This window comes from Gordonia sp. ALPHA1B1 (assembly GCF_005502615.1).
Lineage (GTDB): Bacteria > Actinomycetota > Actinomycetes > Mycobacteriales > Mycobacteriaceae > Gordonia > Gordonia hongkongensis.
Genome location: NZ_SCOC01000007.1, coordinates 118,371 through 135,435, shown reverse-complemented (window position 1 = coordinate 135,435; position 17,065 = coordinate 118,371). Strand labels below are relative to the sequence as shown.

Here is a 17,065-nt window from a genome sequence, read left to right as displayed (position 1 = left end):
CCGTCGGAGAACAGAGAGCGACGATCGGGATGGTGGTGCGCGAAACCGAAGACGGGCACGTGTCGCCCGCGGTCGAGGTCGGCCTGCTGGGTGCACTGAGGTTGCGGGTCGACGGTGCCGAGGTCGCGGTCCCCGGGGAACGACGACGCGCCCTGCTCGCGCTGTTGACCGTCGCCGGCCGGCACGGCATGGGTATCGGGCGGCTCGTCGACGCGCTGTGGGGCGACGATCTGCCGCGGGAACCGATTGCCGCACTGCACAATCTGGTGTCCCGGCTGCGACGCCATCTCGGCCGACACGCCGATCTGTTGGAACGACGCCCCGACGGCTACCGGCTCCGGGTGTCCGTCGTCGATGTGACGATCGTGCGCGACCTGCTCGCATCCGCCGCCGACACGCCCGATCCCGCCGAGCGTCTCCGTCTGACCGTCCGGGCCCGCGAACTCTGGCGCGGCGAGCCGCTCGGCGAGTTCGCCGGCATCCCGGACCTGGACACCGAACGCGTTGCGTTGGAGGACCTCCACAATCGGCTCGCCGACACCCACGTCGAAGCGCTGGTGGAGTGCCGCGACCCGAGCGCGACCGCGACAGCGAGGGCCGGTGTCGCGTCCGCGCCGCTCCGCGAGAGTTCGGCACGACTGCTCATCCGCGCACTCGCCGCCGACGGGCGTGTCGGCGACGCGATGGCGGTCGCGATGGAGTTCCGCGACCGGTTGCGCGAGCGGACGGGTCTCGATCCGAGCCCGGCCCTCGCGTCGCTCGAGCAGCGGGTGGCGGCGGGCTCCGAATACGGGCAGGCCGAGACGAATCCGGGGCCCGGCGTGACGTCGCGGCGTCGACCTGCTGCGCCGGCCGGGCCTCTGGTGGGGAGGGAGCGAGAACGCGCCGAGATCATCCGGCTGTTGTCGGCGCATCGGGTCGTGACCCTGACCGGTACGGGCGGCGTCGGCAAGACCAGTCTCGCGCTCGACGTCGCCGCCGACCCCGCGGTGTTCCCCGGGTACGGCGTTGCCGTCGTCAACCTCGCCGCGGTCGCGCGAGCCGACCGCGTCCTCCCGTCGGTGGTGTCCACCCTGGGTCTCGAGGTCGGGGTGGGTGCTTCCGTGGACGCGATCGCGCGCGCCGTCGACGGGTCGCTCCTGCTCGTCCTCGACAACTGCGAACATGTGTTGTCGTCCTGCCGCGAATTGGTCGCGGCGATCGTCGAACTGGCTCCCGCAGTGCGGATCCTGGCCACCTCCCGAGTCGTGCTCTCACTCTCCGCCGAGTACGTCCTGCGTCTGCAGCCCCTGACCTTTCCCACCCGCGTCGACGACGTCGACGCGGTCGTTCGGCAGCCTGCAGTGCGCGCGTTCGTCGAGCACGCGCTGCGACGCAATCCGACCTTCGCGGTGTCGAGTCGTGAGCTCACGGACCTCGTCGACGTCGTGCGCCGTGTCGACGGGCTCCCGCTCGGCATCGAGCTGGCGGCGCGTCAGGCCGCTGTGATGCCGATGTCGGCCGTGGCCCGAATGCTCGATGGTGCACTCGATCTCGCGACGGGAACCGGAGCCGACGACCAGCGGCGGCTGACGCTCCGCAGCAGCATCGACATGTCATTCCGACGGCTGAGCGTGGTCGATCAAGCCGTACTCGCCGCCCTCGCACCGTTTCCCGGCGGTGTGTCGCTGCGCACGTTCGAATCCGTCGCACTGAGCGTCGAAGCGGAGGTCGTCGGCGCAGCGGGCATCGGCACGCGAGGTGACGGCGGGCTCGACCCGGTGGAGACCCTGCACCGTCTGATCGACAGCTCGTTGCTCGTCGCCGACGCGTCGGGCGGCAGATACCGTCTCCTGCATCTCATCCGCACCCATCTGCTTGATCACCTCGACCGTGCGGGCGTGCTCGCCGCGGCCGAGGACCGGTTCCTCGACGAATGTGTCGCAACGGTGCGGGACATCGGCGACGAGTGGCTCGGCGTCGCGGAGTTCGAGGCGAATGAGCGTCTCCATGCCGAGATGGACAACCTGCGGTCGGCGCGGGACCTGGCAATGGCGCGCGGACGCGTCGACGTACTCGTGGCGATCACGACATCGCTGTCGCTGATCAGCACATGGCGCAACCTCAACGAATTGTGGACGTGGGCCGTCGAATCGGCGCGTTCGGCGTGGCTCGATGGTCATCCCGATCGCGCCGAGATGCTGTCCGCGGCGGCCGAGGCCGCGCGGCTCGTCGGCGAGTTCGACCTCGCCGTCGACTTCGCGACCTCCGCCCTACGTCCCGATGCCTCCGGGGCACCACCGGATCCGGATGCGCCCGCGTTGGTCGGCGCGCGGGCGGCCAGGGCGGCGGTCGCGCACTTCCGTGGCGACTTCGCGGTGGCGGTACGGGAATGGACCCGCTGCGGCACACACCCGTCCCTGGGGTCGGCGTTCCTCGCGTCTGCGGCGCTCGCCGCGTCGTACTCCGGTGACTCGAGCGGGGCTGCCCGGCTGTTGGCCGAGGCCCGGTCGACGCTGGACCCGTCGGCGGGGCCGTCGCAGCACGCCTTCCTCGACTACGTCCACGGCGAGCTGCTGTCCGCGCACGACCCGTCCAGCGCGCTCGCCCTCTACGAACGCGCCCACGAACGGGCCGCCGGCGTCGGGGCGACGTTCATCGTCGGGGTCGCTCGTGTCGGCGCGGCGGCGTGTCTCGTCCGCGTCGGCGATGTAGCGCGTGCCGCGGAGGCCTACGTCGTCCTGCTCGGGGCATGGCGCGACAGCGGTCAGCCGACGCAGCTGTGGACCACGGCGCGCGACGCCGCCGCACTGCTGCGCGTCCGGGGCCGGATCGACGTGGCCGACCTGCTCGTCGAGTGTGCCGATCTCGACCCCGCCGCGGCCTTCGACACACGCAGAGGTGCCGCGGACCGTGCTTTCGGGGACCTGGTGCACGCCGACAACACGGTCCACGCCGACACCGAAGTCGTGCTCGACCGGGCGATGCGCGAACTCCGAGAGATCAGGGAGTCAACGTCATCGGACGACCGCGGGAGCTCGGCGGCGCGATGACGTCTCCTCGGGTGGCTCCTGCAGGGCGGAGATGGCCGATACTGGTCGCATGCTGCTGACTGCCGACGACGTCGACCGCGCGACCGACGAGCTTGCGTCCGTGATCCGGCGGACCCCGACGATCGCGTCGCGGGTGGTGTCCGAGCGGAGCGGTGCGCAGGTGTGGCTCAAGTGCGAGAACCTGCAACGCACCGGATCTTTCAAGCCACGCGGCGCGTACCTGCGTATCTCGCGGTTGTCAGCGGGGGAACGTGCCCGTGGGGTCGTCGCGGCCAGTGCGGGCAATCATGCGCAAGGAGTCGCCTGGGCGGCATCGGAACTGGGGATCGCCTCACGGGTCTACATGCCGGTCGGAGCCGCACTGCCGAAGATCGCCGCGACGAAAGCCTATGGCGCAGAGGTGGTGCTCGCCGGATCGACCGTCGACGAGGCGCTCGTCGAGGCCCAGCGTCACGCCGATACGACGGGCGCGGCTCTGATCCACCCGTTCGATCATCTCGACATCGTTGCCGGACAGTCGACGGTCGGCGTCGAGATCCTGGAGCAGATCCCGGACGTGTCAACGATTCTCGTGCCACTCGGCGGCGGTGGGCTGCTCGCCGGCGTCGCCGCGGCGGCGCGTCTGCGACGACCGGAGGTCGAGGTGATCGGCGTGCAGGCGGCGCAGGCCGCGGCCTGGCCGACGTCGCTCGCCGAGGAGCGACCGACGCCGGTCGCGGCGATGAACACCATGGCCGACGGCATCGCCGTCGCGACACCCGGGAAGGTCCCGTTCGCGCACGTCTCCGAGTTCGTCGACCGGATCGTCACGGTCAGCGAGGAAGAGTTGAGCACCGCGCTGCTGCTCATGCTGGAGCGAGCGAAGCTGGTGGTCGAGCCTGCCGGGGCCGCGGCGGTGGCGGCGGCGGTGAGCGGTCGGCTCGCGCTGTCCGGGACCGTGTGCGTCGTGTTGTCCGGCGGCAACATCGACCCGCTGCTGCTGCGCCATGTGACGACCCACGGCCTGACCGCCGCCGGACGATTCCTCACCGTGACCGCGACCGTCTCCGACCGGCCCGGTGGACTGGTCGCGCTGCTGGAACTGCTCCGCGACCTCGGCGCGAGTGTGCTCGACGTCGTCCATTCCCGCGTCGCCGACGACTTGTATCTCGGCGAGGTGCAGGTGACCGTCAGCGTCGAGACCCGCGGACACGACCACCAGCACGACGTCCGGCGGGCCCTCGCCGACGCGGGGTTCCTGCGGGACTGAGGGCGAACGTCGGCGCTAACCTGTCTGGGTGGCTGCCGACGGACCCGCCCTGATCGGTGTGCTGGGCCCGATCGCGGTCGGCGCGTGCCCGGTGGGCGCCGAGAGCCCCGATCGGCTCGTCGCGGTGCCGGGGCTGCGGGCCCGACGCCTGCTCGTGTCGCTCGCCCTCGCCGACGGGCGCGTGATCTCGGCGGACCGCCTCATCGACCACGTCTGGGCCGACGATCCGCCGCGTTCGCCCCACAGTGCGCTGCACACCCAGGTGTCCCGGCTGCGCAAGCTCCTGCCCGAGGGGGTTCTGGAGGGCACCGAGAACGGTTATCGACTGCGCAACAGCCGCACCGACCTCGACGTGGTCGACACGCTGCTCGCCGAAGGCGGCCGGGATGCCCACGACCGGGCCCGGCAGTGGTGGCGCGGCGTGCCCGGAGACGATCTCGGGGACGGGTCCCCGGTGACGGCGACACTGTCCGCACGCATTCGACGCACCCAGGACGCGCTCGACGGTGCGCAACTGACGGCCGCGCTCGCCGAGGGTGACGTCGCGACCGCGCGATCCATCGCCGAACAGCGCTGCGCGCGAGACCCGTTCGACGAGCCGGCACACACCGCCCTGATGCGGGCGCTCGCCGGAGAAGGCCGCGCCGCCGACGCGCTCGTGGTGTTCGACCGGCTCCGACGGCGACTGTCGACCGAGCTGGGGACGGACCCGGGTGGCCGGGGAGTGGTTGTCGTTGTCATGCCGACAACTGTGGCGCCGTAGCCTGTCGTCGGGCTTGCGTCGGCTTACGTGGTGCTGTCGTTGAGGCGGAGTGTTCCGCAGAACGCTCCCGAGGAACGTCCACGGGCGACCGACGTGTATTCGACGCGGCTGACACGAGGAGTTCTGTGGATGAGCGTCTGTGCTGTGGATTCTCGGTGCGGCTGCGAGGGCAGGGCGGATTACGTTGCCTGCCATGGGACGACGCACACACTCCGCAGAGGCGGCCTGGACACCACGGATTGCTCACCGCGTCCGTCACGAGCTCATGGATGACGTTCACGAGCAACGACGGAAGGCCTACCGGCGGCTGGACGAACTCGAGGCCGAAGCGAGTCTGCTGGCCGAAGATCTCAATGATGCGGACGAGGGCTCGCTGCATCTCGATCCGGACGAGTACGCCGACCGGGAGGCCGTCCTCGAGAAGGCGGACGGACTCCTCAGCCTCATCAACTGGTGGTCTTCGTCGCTCGCGGTGACGGTGTTGAATCTCGCCGACGCGCCGGTGCACTGGGTCACTGCCCCGGCAGTCGAGCTGATCACAGGCGTGCGGAACGAGGAAGCCACCGCCGGGGGTGGCGGTGTGGACACCCGCGTCCTACCAACATTGGGTAGCGCCTGGTCTCGCCTTGTTCGAGAGGTCCGCCGGACGCCATCGACCATCGAAGAGATGTCCGGGTCTCGACAATCGCGACGTCGGGATCGACGGCTTGTGCTGGTGGCGAACAACACTCGGTGGGGAGAATTCGCCGCCCGTCGTGGACATGATCAGGCTGCACGTGCTGACCCGCGACCGGAAGCTCTGCCGCTCCGCAGAGATCGACGGGCGACGCCCGGCGGTCGTCGACGTGGACGTGTTCACCGTGGCGATCGAGCCTGCGTGGACGGGGAGCACACAAGCGTCTCCATCGGTTCGCGTGCTGATGCGTCTCGCCGATGACCTGGGCCGGGGCACGCTGACTGCCTCGCCTGTGCCGACGACGGGTCGAACGTCGGCGGCGGTCGCGGTGGTGGCCTGACAACCGGCCGGCGGCTCACTTCGCAGGTTCGAGGTTCGCGAAATGCTTGAGGGTGTCGGCCTCGATGGTCTTGTAGACCGTCGACGACGCGGGACCGGAGAACGCGGTGACCACCCGCGACGAGGTGGGCAACTCGAGCGCGAAGGTCCACTTGAGTCGGCAGCCCACATCGGCGGGCAGGATCTCGGTCGCCTCGCCGAAGCGGCGGATGCCGGGAACGTTCGCCCTCAGGACCCGGAAACCGTTGCGGTAGTGGCCATTCGCCGGATCTTCCGTCCAGTCGAAGAAGTCCTCTTCGAGGGTCACATAGCCGGGACCGAGGACCGCGCGGCGTTGTGTTCCCACCCCGTACGGTTCCGGTGAGACGAACTCGATCTTCTTGATCGCGCGGCACCAGTCCAGCGTGTGCTGACGGGTGAACTCGGCCCACGCGCGTTCCGGCGCGACCGGCAGACGCACGTCGATGACGTGCCGCACCGGCGCATCGTCGAAGAAGTCAAGATCGAAGGACTCCAGCTCATGAGAACGTGCCATGTGTCACATTGAAGCACGGTGTTCCGGGTCGAGCCCCGGGCGAGCGTGGTCGAAACAGGGTCGGCCTCCTGTCGAGGTCCACCGGTGCACTTCAACTCGACTCCTGGACTTCGATCGAAGTCCAGGAGTCGAGTCGAGGTTCGCCGGTCGTGGGGTAAGCGACCCTCGCAAGCGGATCCGATATCGGCCCTGGTGCGTCCTAAAGTCATGACCTCTTTTCCCACCGACAGACACGGGCTAATTCGCCGCACGGCAACGCTGCGACTCGGCATCAACGACGACGCTGTGACAGCCGCCGTACGGCGCGGCGAACTGATTCGTCTTGCCCCGGGGGTCTGCGCACTGGCGGCCGACGAGGCGTCCGCCGAGGACCCGGGTGACCGTCTGTACCGACTGAGATCGATCGCGGTCGCGACGTCTGTTCGAGACTGTGACGCGTCGATCCTGAGTCACGACTCGGCGGCAGCCGTTCACGAGCTGCCGCTGCTGCACCCGGAACGCGAGGTCGTGCATCTGACGAAGAAGTCGAAGGTGGGCGGGTTCGGGCACGGGTTACGGATCGTCCATGGCGGGCCGGTGGCGCCCGACGAGGTGGTCGACATCGGCGGAATCAGGGTCACGTCTCGTGAGCGAACCGCCGTAGATGTTGCGATGTCCGGTGACTTCGCCCAAGCGCTGGCCGTGTTCGATCGCGCGCTGGCGTCCGGCGCCGACATCGCCACGATGACCCGTATCCTCGCGTCGCGGAACCGTTGGCGCGGTGCGGGGACCGCGCGTCGTGCCCTTGCGCATGCGGACGGTGCGTCGGAGAGTGTCGGGGAGTCGTGGAGCCGGGCGCAGATGATCGAGGCCGGGTTGCCGACTCCGCGACTGCAGCACACGTTCCAGACGGACGCCGGAGACGCGCGGACCGACTTCGACTGGGACGGAACACTTGTCGGTGAGTTCGACGGACTACAGAAGTACGGCCGACTGTTGCGCCAGGGTGAGAGCCCGCGCGATGCACTCATCCGGGAGAAGCGTCGGGAGGATGCGCTGCGCGCACAGGGGATCATGGTGATCCGATGGACGTGGGGAACGCTCGAGCGCGGCGGGCTCGCCAATCTGCTCCGGCCGTGGTTGGACAAACTGACCGCGGCTTGACCGATGAACCCCAACTCGACTCCTGGACTTCGATCGAAGTCCAGGAGTCGAGTCGAGGTTCGCCGGTCGGAGCACGACCGTCGTTGGCACGCCGTGTGTGGCCCCGTCTGATTGCCGGCGTGGTCGCGGTGTGCGGAATTGCGTTGGGAGTCAGTACGATCGGCACTCAAAATGGCGTCGCTGTGACCGCTACCGGTTCGAGCCAGGTGTTCGAGCAGTCACCGACGACCGGGACTCCCGGTGCAGAGTCACTCGCGACCTGGGAGCAGACGAGCGCAGTGGCGAAGGCGAAGGAGTACCTCTCGATCATGGCGTTCTCGAGAGCGGGTCTGATCGATCAGCTGGAGTACGAAGGGTTCTCGACGGCCGACGCGACGTACGCCGTGACCGAGGTCGAGGCTCAGGGCGCCGTCGACTGGAACGAACAGGCGGCGCAGAAGGCCCGCGACTATCGTTCGATGACGGCGTTCTCGCGGCAGGGCTTGATCGAACAGCTCGAGTATGAGGGCTTCACGTCCGCGCAGGCGACGTATGGGGTCGACCACGCGTAGGCACGACCGATGAACCCCAACTCGACTCCTGGACTTCGATCGAAGTCCAGGAGTCGAGTCGAGGTTCGCCGGTCGCGCGACCGGCGGCAGCTCACGGGCACCCTGAAAACACGAAACCCGGGACGGTCATGCCGTCCCGGGTTGTGTTCGTCGTCCGATCAGCCGTGGTAGGGCTCCGCGCTGACCAGGGTCACCTTGATGGTGGCGCCGCTGGGCACGGAGTACTCGCGCGTCTCGCCGACCTTGGCGTCGATGAGGGCGGCACCGAGCGGGGAGCTCGGGGAGTAGGTCTCCAGGCCGCCCTGGCCGCTCTCCTCGCGGGTGGCGATGAGGAACGTCTCGGTGTCCTTCTCGTCACCGTCGTAGTAGACGGTCACGACGGAACCGGGCAGTGCGACGCCGGACTGGGTCGGCGCCTCGCCGACCTTCGCGTTGTTCAGCAGTTCCTGCAGCTGGCGGATACGCGCTTCCTGCTGGCCCTGCTCCTCGCGAGCGGCGTGGTAGCCACCGTTCTCCTTGAGGTCGCCTTCTTCGCGACGCTCGTTGATCTCGGCGGCGATGACCGGACGGTTGGCGATCAACGAATCGAGCTCGCTCTTGAGGCGGTCATGCGACTCTTGGGTCAGCCAGGTCACCTGGGTGTCGGTCATCGGTCACTCCTTTGTGTTGTCCGCGCCCCGGGCGACCGTTTACACCAGGGGCATATGGACTGCTGAAAATGCAGCAACACGACCCCTCGCGGAGCCGTGTATCCGTTCAGGGTACCAGGTGGTGAGACCTATGGCACATCGGTACTACCGCGCGACAGCGCGCCGAGAGCGTCCTGATACGTCGGTTCCATCCGTTTCAGCCATCCCACAACGAAATACGTCAAAGGCATGAGGATGACCTCGACGAGTGTCTTCCAGACGAACCCGACGATCGTGTAATTGATGAAATCTCCCCAGGTCGAGATACCCAGGGCGGTGGCGGCGATCGAACAGAAGACGATGGTGTCGGCCAACTGGCCGACAATCGTCGAACCCAGCAGGCGCGCCCAGAGACGATTTTCCCCGGCGCGTTCCTTCATTTTCACCAGGACGAAGGAATTGAGGAATTCGCCCACCACATAACCGGCCAATCCGGCGAGCAGGAATTGTGGGACGACCCCGGCAACCGTCTCGAAAGCCGCCTGGCCTTCGTAGAATTCGGCGGCCGGCAGGTGAATGGTCAACCAGAAACACAACGACGCGAGAATCAGGACCGCGAACCCGGCGAGGATCGTCCGGCGCATGGCACGGAACCCGTAGACCTCGCTGATCACGTCGCCCAGCACGTACGCGAGCGGGAACAGGAAGAAGGCGCCGTCGGTCACCAGGCCGTCCATCTGGATCGGCCCGAGATCGACCTGCAGCCATTCGTCGAACAGCACGACGCCCTTGGTGCCGGTGACGTTGCTGATGAGCATGACGCCGACGAAGACGGCGACCAGAAGGGAGAAGTAGCGGCTGCCGATGGAGGCGAAGGCGGCGCGCGGCGACGGCAGCTCGCTGCCGGTGGACGCGGTCACGAGGCCGAGGGCTTCAGGTAGGCCGGGACGTCCAGGGTGCACCCGAAGACCTCGCCGATGACCGGCGGTTTCGACGTCGTGATCTCGGTGCGGACGCCGATGCGATCTGCGGAGTCGGCGGGGACGAGGATCTCGCGCCGGCCGGTCTCGCTGCCGTCTCGGGAACGTCCGCGCACGACGCAGGCCGCCGGACGGCTCGGGTCGGACCGTTCGACGGTGAACTGCACCGCAACCGTCGAGTCGTCGAGGATCTCGTATCCGGTGGCCTCGCCGGTGACATCGGCCGTGGAGAACCGGTTGTAGCCGATCACCGCGAGCGCCACCCCGGCTGCGACGACCAGGATCGACAGGGCGATGAACCAGCGACGACGCCCCGAGGCGGTCTCCGAACGCTCCGGATAGGTGGCGCGCGGACCGCTGTGCGGTCGCGAGGTGTCGGGTGTCGCGCGCGGCGCGTCACCGGCGTCTGCGGCGCCCCCGTCCGAACTGTTCACGCGTCAATACCTACCATGGGAGGAGTAGCGATCCGAAGGTGAGGAACTGTGACCGAATCCCACGTCGGCGACCCCAAGTCGGGTGTGTTCCGGCTGATGGCGGTGCACGCGCACCCAGACGACGAGTCGAGCAAGGGTGCCGCCACGACCGCGAAGTATGCGGCCGAGGGCAACGAAGTGCTCGTCGTCACACTCACCGGCGGTGAGCGTGGCGACATCCTGAACCCGGCGATGGACCGCCCGGGCATCAAAGAACGGATGACCGAGGTCCGTCGCGAGGAGATGGCCAAGGCCGCCGAGGCGCTCGGCGTCCGACAGACATGGCTCGGCTTCGTCGACTCGGGCCTCCCCGAGGGCGACCCGCTCCCGCCTGTTCCGGAGGGGTCCTTCGCCACGGTGCCGCTCGACGAGGCCACCGAGGCCTTGGTGCGCGTGGTCCGCGAGTTCCGCCCGCACGTGATCGTCACCTACGACGAGCACGGCGGATATCCGCATCCCGATCACATCCGCTGCCATGAGGTGTCGGTCGCGGCGTACGAGCAGTCCGGCGATCCGGACGCGTTCCCGGACGCAGGCGAACCGTGGACGGTGTCGAAGCTCTACTACACCCACGGGTTCATCCGGGACCGGATGGTCCTGTTCTCCGACGAGTTCGCGCGGCACGGCCAGGAGAGTCCGTTCGCCGAGTGGCTCAGCAAGTGGGACCCGAGCCGTGGCGATCTGATGGGCCGTGTGACGACCCAGGTCGAGTGCTCCAAGTACTTCCCGCAGCGTGACGACGCGCTGCGCGCCCACGCCACGCAGATCGACCCGAACGGGGTGTTCTTCGCGGTGCCGCTGGAGTGGCAACAACGCCTGTGGCCGACGGAGGAGTTCGAGCTCGCCCGGACCCGGGTCAAGACCGCGTTGCCGGAGACCGATCTCTTCGCCGGGATCGAGGCGTGATGGGCACCAACACCGTCGTGAACGACACCCTGATGGTCCTGGCGCAGGAACCCCAGGGACCGGAGTTCGGCAAGGCATCGCCGCTGGGCCTTCTCGTGATCCTGTTGCTGCTCGTCGGGACCGCGTTCCTCATCTGGTCGATGAACCGGCAGCTGAAGAAGCTGCCCGCGTCCTTCGACGCCGAACACCCCGAGGCCGACCAGGCCTTCGACGAGGGAACCGATTCGCCGGGCCCGGCCGCTTCGGACGCGGTCGCACCGAACCCGCCCGGGACCCCGGGTGCCACCAGTGCCGCGGGCACCGACGACCGGCGGCCCGCCGACACCTGAGTCGAGGCGTAGAAGTGGAGTCATGCGCATCTCCACTCTGATCGGGACGTCACTCGCGACCGCCGCCGCGGCGGCCATCGGCAGTGTGGTCACCAAGCCGGCGGTCGAGACCTGGTATCCGAAGCTGGCGAAACCGTCCTTCGTGCCGCCGAACTGGGCGTTCCCGCTCGCCTGGACCTCGCTCTACGCCGACCTCGCGGTGACCTCGGCGGTCACCCTCGACGACCTGGCCGACGACGGGGACCACGAACAGCGGCAGCGGTATCTCGCGGCGCTCGGCGCCAACCTCGTGCTCAACGGCGGGTGGAGCTGGATCTACTTCGGCCGGGGCGCCCTCGGAGCCGCGTCGGTCGCGGCGGCGGCGCTCACCGTGAGCAGTGCCGACCTCGCCCGGCGCACCGCACGGACGAACCGGACGGCAGGTGCCGCGCTCGCCGCCTACCCGGCGTGGTGCGCGTTCGCCACCGTGCTCTCGACGAGCACCTGGTGGCTCAATCGTGGTCGGCGGTCACCGGCGCATGCCTGAGCGCCGCGGCGAATCGATCCATCGCCCAGTCGATCTCGGATTCCGTGACCACGAGCGGCGGTGCGAGTCGCAGCGTCGAGCCGTGGGTGTCCTTGGCGAGGACATTGCGTTCGGACAGCCGCAGACAGAAGTCCTTCCCGGTGCCGAGCGCGGGGTCGAGATCGATCCCTGCCCACAGGCCGAGGCCGCGCACTGCCACCACCCCGTTCCCGACGAAGTCGCGCAGTCGGGCGTGCAGATGATCGCCCAGTTCCGCCGCCCGTCGTTGCCATGTCCCGTCGGCGAGCATGTCGACGACGGTGTGACCGACGGCCGCGGCGAGCGGGTTACCGCCGAAGGTCGATCCGTGCTGACCGGGATGCAGGACGCCGAGGACGTCGTGGTCGGCAACCACCGCCGACACCGGTAGGAGCCCGCCGCCGAGTGCCTTCCCCAGCAGGTAGACGTCGGGTTCGACGCCCCAGTGCTCTACTGCGAAGGTCCTACCGGTGCGGCCCAGACCGGACTGGATCTCGTCGGCGATGAACAGCACGCCGCGTTCGGAGCAGAGGGCCCGCGTGCCGGGCAGATAATCGTCGGGAGGCACGACGACGCCGGCTTCGCCTTGGACGGGTTCGAGCAGGACGGCCACCGTGTTCTCGTCGATCGCGGCATCGAGGGCAGCCAGGTCGCCGAACGGGACGCGAACGAATCCCGGTGTGTAGGGGCCGAATCCGGCGCGCGCCTCGGGGTCGTCGCTGAACGAGACGATCGTCGTCGTGCGGCCGTGGAAGTTCCCGGAGGCCACCACGATCGTGGCGCGGCCGTCGGGTACGCCTTTGACGTCGTAACCCCACTTGCGGGCGACCTTGATCCCGGATTCGACTGCCTCCGCACCTGTGTTCATAGGCAGGACCATGTCCTTGCCGCACAGGGAAGCCAGTGCGGCGCAGAACGGTTCGAGTCGATCGGACCGAAATGCGCGGCTGGTGAGGGTGACCCGCGCCAGCTGATCGAGTGCGGCGGCGACGATGCGTGGATGGCGGTGGCCGAAATTGACCGCGGAATAGGCCCCGAGACAGTCGAGGTGTCGACGGCCGTCGATGTCGGTGATCCAGGCCCCCTCGGCGGTGGCCGCGGTCACCGGGATCGGCGAATAGTTGTGCGCCACATGAGGTTCGACGACGTCGAGAGGTGCGCCCGCGCTGGCGTGGGTGCCGGTGCCGGGGCTCGTCATCGTCATGAATCGAGGGTATCGTCGAGATCTGGTGCAAACAATCGACGTCGATTGCGTCTGAACGCAACGGATCGCCGGTATGGAAGCGAAGGGGAGCGGTCTGTTGCGGACACTGGACGACCTCGACGAGAGCGTGCTCGCGCACCTCACCCGGGACGCCCGGGCGACCTACCAGCAGATCGGGCAGCAGGTGGGGTTGTCGGCCCCCGCGGTGAAACGACGCGTCGACCGCCTGGTCGCCGACGGCGTCATCCGGGGTTTCACCGCGGTCGTCGACCCGCACGCGATGCAGTGGACCACCGAGGCATACGTGTTGGTCTACTGCCGGGGCAACATCTCGCCCGACGAGTTGAAGGCGGCGTGGGAGCCCATACCGGAGGTCGTGGGCGCGGCGACGGTCACCGGTCAGGCCGACGCCGTCCTGCGCGTGATGGCCCGCGACGTACGGCACCTCGAGCAGGCGCTCGAACGCATCCGGCGGGCGGGCCCGGTGGATCGATCAGAGTCGATCCTCGTGCTCAGCGAGCTGATCGACCGGGGGCACCCGTGAAAATCGGGGTGTCGAAACCGTTGTGCTAGTGTGGTCGCCGTGATCAGCACCGTGCGCGCGTATTGGCGCTTTATCGAGGCTCCGGGTGGGGCCACGATGATGCGTTGACCTGACGCGCGCACGACACACCCGGAGCCCGAGCAGCGACCCCACGGTCGCTGCTCTTGTCATTTGAGCGGGGCTCCGACCACACCCAGGGCATGCCTCGTCACCACAACGACACGGGCATGACCTCGAAAGGCACACAACGTGACCACCTTGCCGGACCTCCCGATCCGATCCGACGACAACGCCGAATCGACCTCCGACCGCCGCATCCGGGCGTTCCGTCCGATCCCGTCGCCCGACACCGTGCGCAGCGAACTGCCCCTCTCGGCACGACGAGCAGTCGCCGTCCAGCGCGACCGGGACGAGATCGCCGACATCCTCGCCGGCCGCGATGACCGGCTGCTCGTCATCGTCGGGCCCTGTTCGGTCCACGATCCGATCGCCGCCATCGACTACGCCCGGCGCCTCGCGCCGCTGGCCGATGCCTACTCCGAGCGACTCAAGATCGTCATGCGCGTATACTTCGAGAAGCCGCGCACCACCGTCGGGTGGAAGGGCCTGATCAACGACCCCGGGATGGACAACACCTTCGATGTCGAGCGTGGCCTGCGCACCGCCCGGTCGTTGCTGCTCGACATCATCGACCTCGGTCTGCCCGTCGGATGTGAGTTCCTCGAACCGACCAGCCCGCAGTACATCGCCGACGCGGTCGCGTGGGGGGCCATCGGCGCCCGCACCACCGAGTCCCAGGTCCACCGGCAGCTGGCGTCGGGCCTGTCGATGCCGATCGGCTTCAAGAACGGCACCGACGGCAACGTCCAGGTCGCCATCGACGGCGTGAAAGCCGCTGCGGCCGAACACGTCTTCTTCGGAGTCGACGACTTCGGCAACGGCGCCGTGGTGGAGACCGCAGGCAACGAGGACTGCCACATCATCCTGCGCGGCGGCACGCGCGGCCCGAACTTCGACGCGGAGTCGGTGTCGGCGGCCGCCGAGGCGCTCGCCGCGGCCGGCCTGCCCGCCCGGGTCATGATCGACTGCTCGCATGCCAATTCGGGCAAGGATCATGTCCGTCAGGCGGAGGTCGCCACCGAGATCGCGACGCGACTCCGGGCGGCGCGCGAGGCCGGTGAGCCCTCGAACGTCAGCGGCGTGATGCTGGAGAGCTTCCTCGAGCCCGGCGCGCAATCGACCGAGGCCACCCCGCTGGTGTACGGCAAGTCCGTCACCGACAAGTGCATGGGCTGGGAGGCCAGCGCCCAGGTCCTGGCGGCGCTCGCGCGGGGCTGACCCTTCGTGACGCGCCCTCCGCAAGCTCCGGGCGCTCCTCAGGGAGCAGGGGGCAGGGCGTTCCTTCCGATCAGGGAGCGGCGTCAGACGACGTCGACCTCAGACGTCGAGTCCGGGATCGTGATCAGTGCTCGACGACGCAGTGTTCCGCGGGGCGACCGTACCGACGGCGCCACGCGGAACTCGGCCTCCCACCGATCGGAGTGGATCCGGTTGAGCAGGTAGCCGCGTTGCGAGTTGCCGAACCGGACGTGGGGTGACGCTTCCTTGAGGCGGCGGTCGCCGTCGTCGCTGTCCTCCCCGTCCCCGCCGGAGGTGATCGACGTCGCGGCCAATTCGACGCCGCGCGTGGGCGATTCATCGGTGTAGGAGGTCCGGAGGTCGGCGACCACGCTGCGATGGATGTCGCCGGCGAGCGACACCAGGTTGCGCACGCCCCGGTCGGCGGCGCCGCCGAGGATGCGGGAGCGCGAGGCCTCGTAACCGCTCCACCCGTCCATGCTGACCGCCCGGGTCGAGCCGACGGTTCGGGCGAGGTCGGCCATCGGTACCTGCTGGGCGAGGACGTTCCACCGGTGCCGGGACGAGGCGAAGTCGTCGAGCACCCATCGCTCCTGTTCGGCACCGAGGATGGTCCGGGCGGCGTCCGCGGTGCGCGCGTTCTGCCCGGTGTCGTTGTCCCCGTTGGCCTGATCGCTGCGGTGACTGCGGGTGTCGAGGAGGGTGAGGTCGACGAGATCGCCGAAACCGAGCCGCCGATGCGCGCGGATGACGGTTCCGTTCGGTCGGGCCGCCACCCGCACCGGCGTGTTCTCCCACCAGGCGCGCAGCGCGCGGGCGCGACGCAGCGCGAATGCGGTGAGTGGGGTGTGGTCCTCGGGAATCGCTGCGGCCCAGTTGTTGTCGACCTCGTGGTCGTCGAAGGTGATCACGAACGGTGTCATCGCGTGGGCGAGTTGGAGGTCGGGGTCGGACTTGTACAGCGCGTAGCGCTCGCGGTAGTCGTCGAGGTCGACTGCTTCCCGTGTTGCCGAGAGAGGAAGCACCGCATCGGGTCTCGCGCCACCATGAACCGGGATCGGCTTCTCGTAGATGTAGTCACCGAGGTGGAGCACCACGTCGGGCGCATGCGCCGCCAGGTCGGCGTACGCATGGTAGTAGCCGTCGGACCAGTTCTGGCAGGACGCGACGGCGACCGTCATCTTCTCGACGCGTGCGAAAGGTGCTGGTGCCGTTCGGGTCCGGCCGATCGTCGAGACCTCGCCGAGTGCCCGGAACCGATAGAAGTAGTCGGCGGCGGGCGCGAGACCGCGGATATCGACGTGCACGCTGTGTCCCCATTCCGCGGTGGCGTGGACCGTACCCCGACGCACGATGCGGGTCATGGATTCGTCGGCGGCGATCTCCCAGTCGACCCGCACCGGGCGTGGTCCCATGCCGCCACCGGGCGCGAACGGGTTGCGCGACAACCGCGTCCACAGCACAACGCCGTCGGGGAGGGGGTCACCGGACGCCACCCCGAGTCCGAAGACGCCGGCGGGGTGAGCCGGTGTGGGTAGGGCCGGCGAGGTGCCGCCGAGGAGGCCGGGCGTGAACGCGAGCCCGGCGACGAGTGCCGACCAGGTGAGGAAGCGGCGTCGGGAAGTGCCGCCGCGGAGCGTGAGGTCGGGATGACAACGGATGGTCGACGGTGTGAGAAGGGCCGGTGATGCGTCGGCCGGGTTTCCCCGCATGGCCTCAGCCGACCAGGATCACCTGACCTGGGCTCCACCTGCAGACGGCGGGGACATGATGCGGAGGTGAAGTCTCCGACCTCCACGCGTACGTCCC

Annotated in this window: 17 protein-coding genes; 11 read left to right on the top strand and 6 right to left on the bottom strand. The window is 68.7% G+C overall.

The features are described from left to right. The first annotated feature begins 29 nt into the window (after window positions 1-29). The 4 genes from FFS52_RS06960 (at window position 30) to FFS52_RS06945 (ending at window position 6,060) form a co-directional block, all read left to right on the top strand. On the top strand, window positions 30-3,032 hold the full coding sequence (locus tag FFS52_RS06960; RefSeq protein ID WP_137809259.1) for a BTAD domain-containing putative transcriptional regulator: 3,003 nt from the start codon (window positions 30-32) through the stop codon (window positions 3,030-3,032). Between the two features lie 49 nt (window positions 3,033-3,081). Continuing rightward, window positions 3,082-4,281, top strand: a complete 1,200-nt coding sequence (gene ilvA, locus FFS52_RS06955) for a threonine ammonia-lyase (RefSeq protein WP_065629946.1) — start codon at window positions 3,082-3,084, stop codon at window positions 4,279-4,281. Between the two features lie 28 nt (window positions 4,282-4,309). Then, window positions 4,310-5,044 (top strand): BTAD domain-containing putative transcriptional regulator, encoded by a 735-nt coding sequence (locus FFS52_RS06950; RefSeq protein ID WP_249356323.1) that lies wholly within the window; start codon window positions 4,310-4,312, stop codon window positions 5,042-5,044. Between the two features lie 761 nt (window positions 5,045-5,805). Further along, the gene (locus FFS52_RS06945; protein WP_137809258.1) at window positions 5,806-6,060 is read left to right on the top strand and encodes a hypothetical protein; all 255 of its coding nucleotides are present in this window, start codon (window positions 5,806-5,808) and stop codon (window positions 6,058-6,060) included. Between the two features lie 15 nt (window positions 6,061-6,075). Here FFS52_RS06945 and FFS52_RS06940 read toward each other — a convergent pair whose 3' ends face one another. Next, window positions 6,076-6,594 (bottom strand): hypothetical protein, encoded by a 519-nt coding sequence (locus FFS52_RS06940; protein ID WP_065629943.1) that lies wholly within the window; start codon window positions 6,592-6,594, stop codon window positions 6,076-6,078. A gap of 207 nt (window positions 6,595-6,801) precedes the next feature. On the opposite strand from FFS52_RS06940, the gene FFS52_RS06935 reads away from it, so the two are divergent. Together FFS52_RS06935 and FFS52_RS06930 are read left to right on the top strand one after the other, a co-directional pair. Next, complete coding sequence (locus tag FFS52_RS06935) at window positions 6,802-7,737, top strand: type IV toxin-antitoxin system AbiEi family antitoxin domain-containing protein (protein WP_137809257.1); 936 nt, start codon at window positions 6,802-6,804, stop codon at window positions 7,735-7,737. 119 nt (window positions 7,738-7,856) lie between these two features. Beyond that, a complete protein-coding gene (locus FFS52_RS06930) occupies window positions 7,857-8,288 on the top strand; it encodes an Ltp family lipoprotein (protein ID WP_249356328.1) in 432 nt (143 codons plus the stop codon). A 158-nt stretch (window positions 8,289-8,446) separates the two neighbouring features. Here FFS52_RS06930 and greA read toward each other — a convergent pair whose 3' ends face one another. The 3 genes from greA to FFS52_RS06915 all read right to left on the bottom strand — a co-directional run bounded on the left by greA (window position 8,447) and on the right by FFS52_RS06915 (window position 10,331). Continuing rightward, the gene (gene greA / locus FFS52_RS06925; RefSeq protein ID WP_004020945.1) at window positions 8,447-8,938 is read right to left on the bottom strand and encodes a transcription elongation factor GreA; all 492 of its coding nucleotides are present in this window, start codon (window positions 8,936-8,938) and stop codon (window positions 8,447-8,449) included. A 128-nt stretch (window positions 8,939-9,066) separates the two neighbouring features. Beyond that, complete coding sequence (locus tag FFS52_RS06920; protein WP_137809255.1) at window positions 9,067-9,837, bottom strand: queuosine precursor transporter; 771 nt, start codon at window positions 9,835-9,837, stop codon at window positions 9,067-9,069. After that, window positions 9,834-10,331, bottom strand: coding sequence for a DUF4307 domain-containing protein (locus tag FFS52_RS06915; RefSeq protein ID WP_137809254.1), 498 nt, complete (start codon window positions 10,329-10,331; stop codon window positions 9,834-9,836). The genes FFS52_RS06920 and FFS52_RS06915 overlap by 4 nt, the downstream gene beginning before the upstream one ends. 48 nt (window positions 10,332-10,379) lie before the next feature. Here FFS52_RS06915 and mca point away from each other — a divergent pair, with 48 nt between their 5' ends. The 3 genes from mca to FFS52_RS06900 are packed head-to-tail and all read left to right on the top strand — an operon-like array spanning window position 10,380 to window position 12,131. Then, a complete protein-coding gene (gene mca / locus FFS52_RS06910; protein ID WP_137809253.1) occupies window positions 10,380-11,276 on the top strand; it encodes a mycothiol conjugate amidase Mca in 897 nt (298 codons plus the stop codon). After that, window positions 11,276-11,605, top strand: coding sequence for a hypothetical protein (locus FFS52_RS06905; protein ID WP_137809252.1), 330 nt, complete (start codon window positions 11,276-11,278; stop codon window positions 11,603-11,605). The genes mca and FFS52_RS06905 overlap by 1 nt, the downstream gene beginning before the upstream one ends. A 22-nt stretch (window positions 11,606-11,627) precedes the next feature. Further along, window positions 11,628-12,131 carry a TspO/MBR family protein gene (locus tag FFS52_RS06900; RefSeq protein ID WP_137809251.1) on the top strand — a complete coding sequence of 168 codons (504 nt, stop codon included), beginning with the start codon at window positions 11,628-11,630 and terminating at the stop codon, window positions 12,129-12,131. On the opposite strand, the gene rocD is transcribed toward FFS52_RS06900, so the two are convergent. Next, window positions 12,097-13,353, bottom strand: coding sequence for an ornithine--oxo-acid transaminase (gene rocD, locus FFS52_RS06895; protein WP_137809250.1), 1,257 nt, complete (start codon window positions 13,351-13,353; stop codon window positions 12,097-12,099). The two genes, FFS52_RS06900 and rocD, sit on opposite strands and share 35 nt — an antisense overlap. A gap of 97 nt (window positions 13,354-13,450) precedes the next feature. Here rocD and FFS52_RS06890 point away from each other — a divergent pair, with 97 nt between their 5' ends. Both FFS52_RS06890 and FFS52_RS06885 read left to right on the top strand, forming a co-directional pair. After that, entirely contained in the window at window positions 13,451-13,897 is a 447-nt protein-coding gene (locus FFS52_RS06890; protein WP_065629964.1) for an Lrp/AsnC family transcriptional regulator, read from the top strand. 249 nt (window positions 13,898-14,146) lie between these two features. Next, complete coding sequence (locus FFS52_RS06885) at window positions 14,147-15,235, top strand: 3-deoxy-7-phosphoheptulonate synthase (protein WP_058250736.1); 1,089 nt, start codon at window positions 14,147-14,149, stop codon at window positions 15,233-15,235. 83 nt (window positions 15,236-15,318) lie between these two features. Here FFS52_RS06885 and FFS52_RS06880 read toward each other — a convergent pair whose 3' ends face one another. Continuing rightward, window positions 15,319-16,968 (bottom strand): alkaline phosphatase D family protein, encoded by a 1,650-nt coding sequence (locus FFS52_RS06880; RefSeq protein WP_137809249.1) that lies wholly within the window; start codon window positions 16,966-16,968, stop codon window positions 15,319-15,321. Window positions 16,969-17,065: the final 97 nt, after the last annotated feature.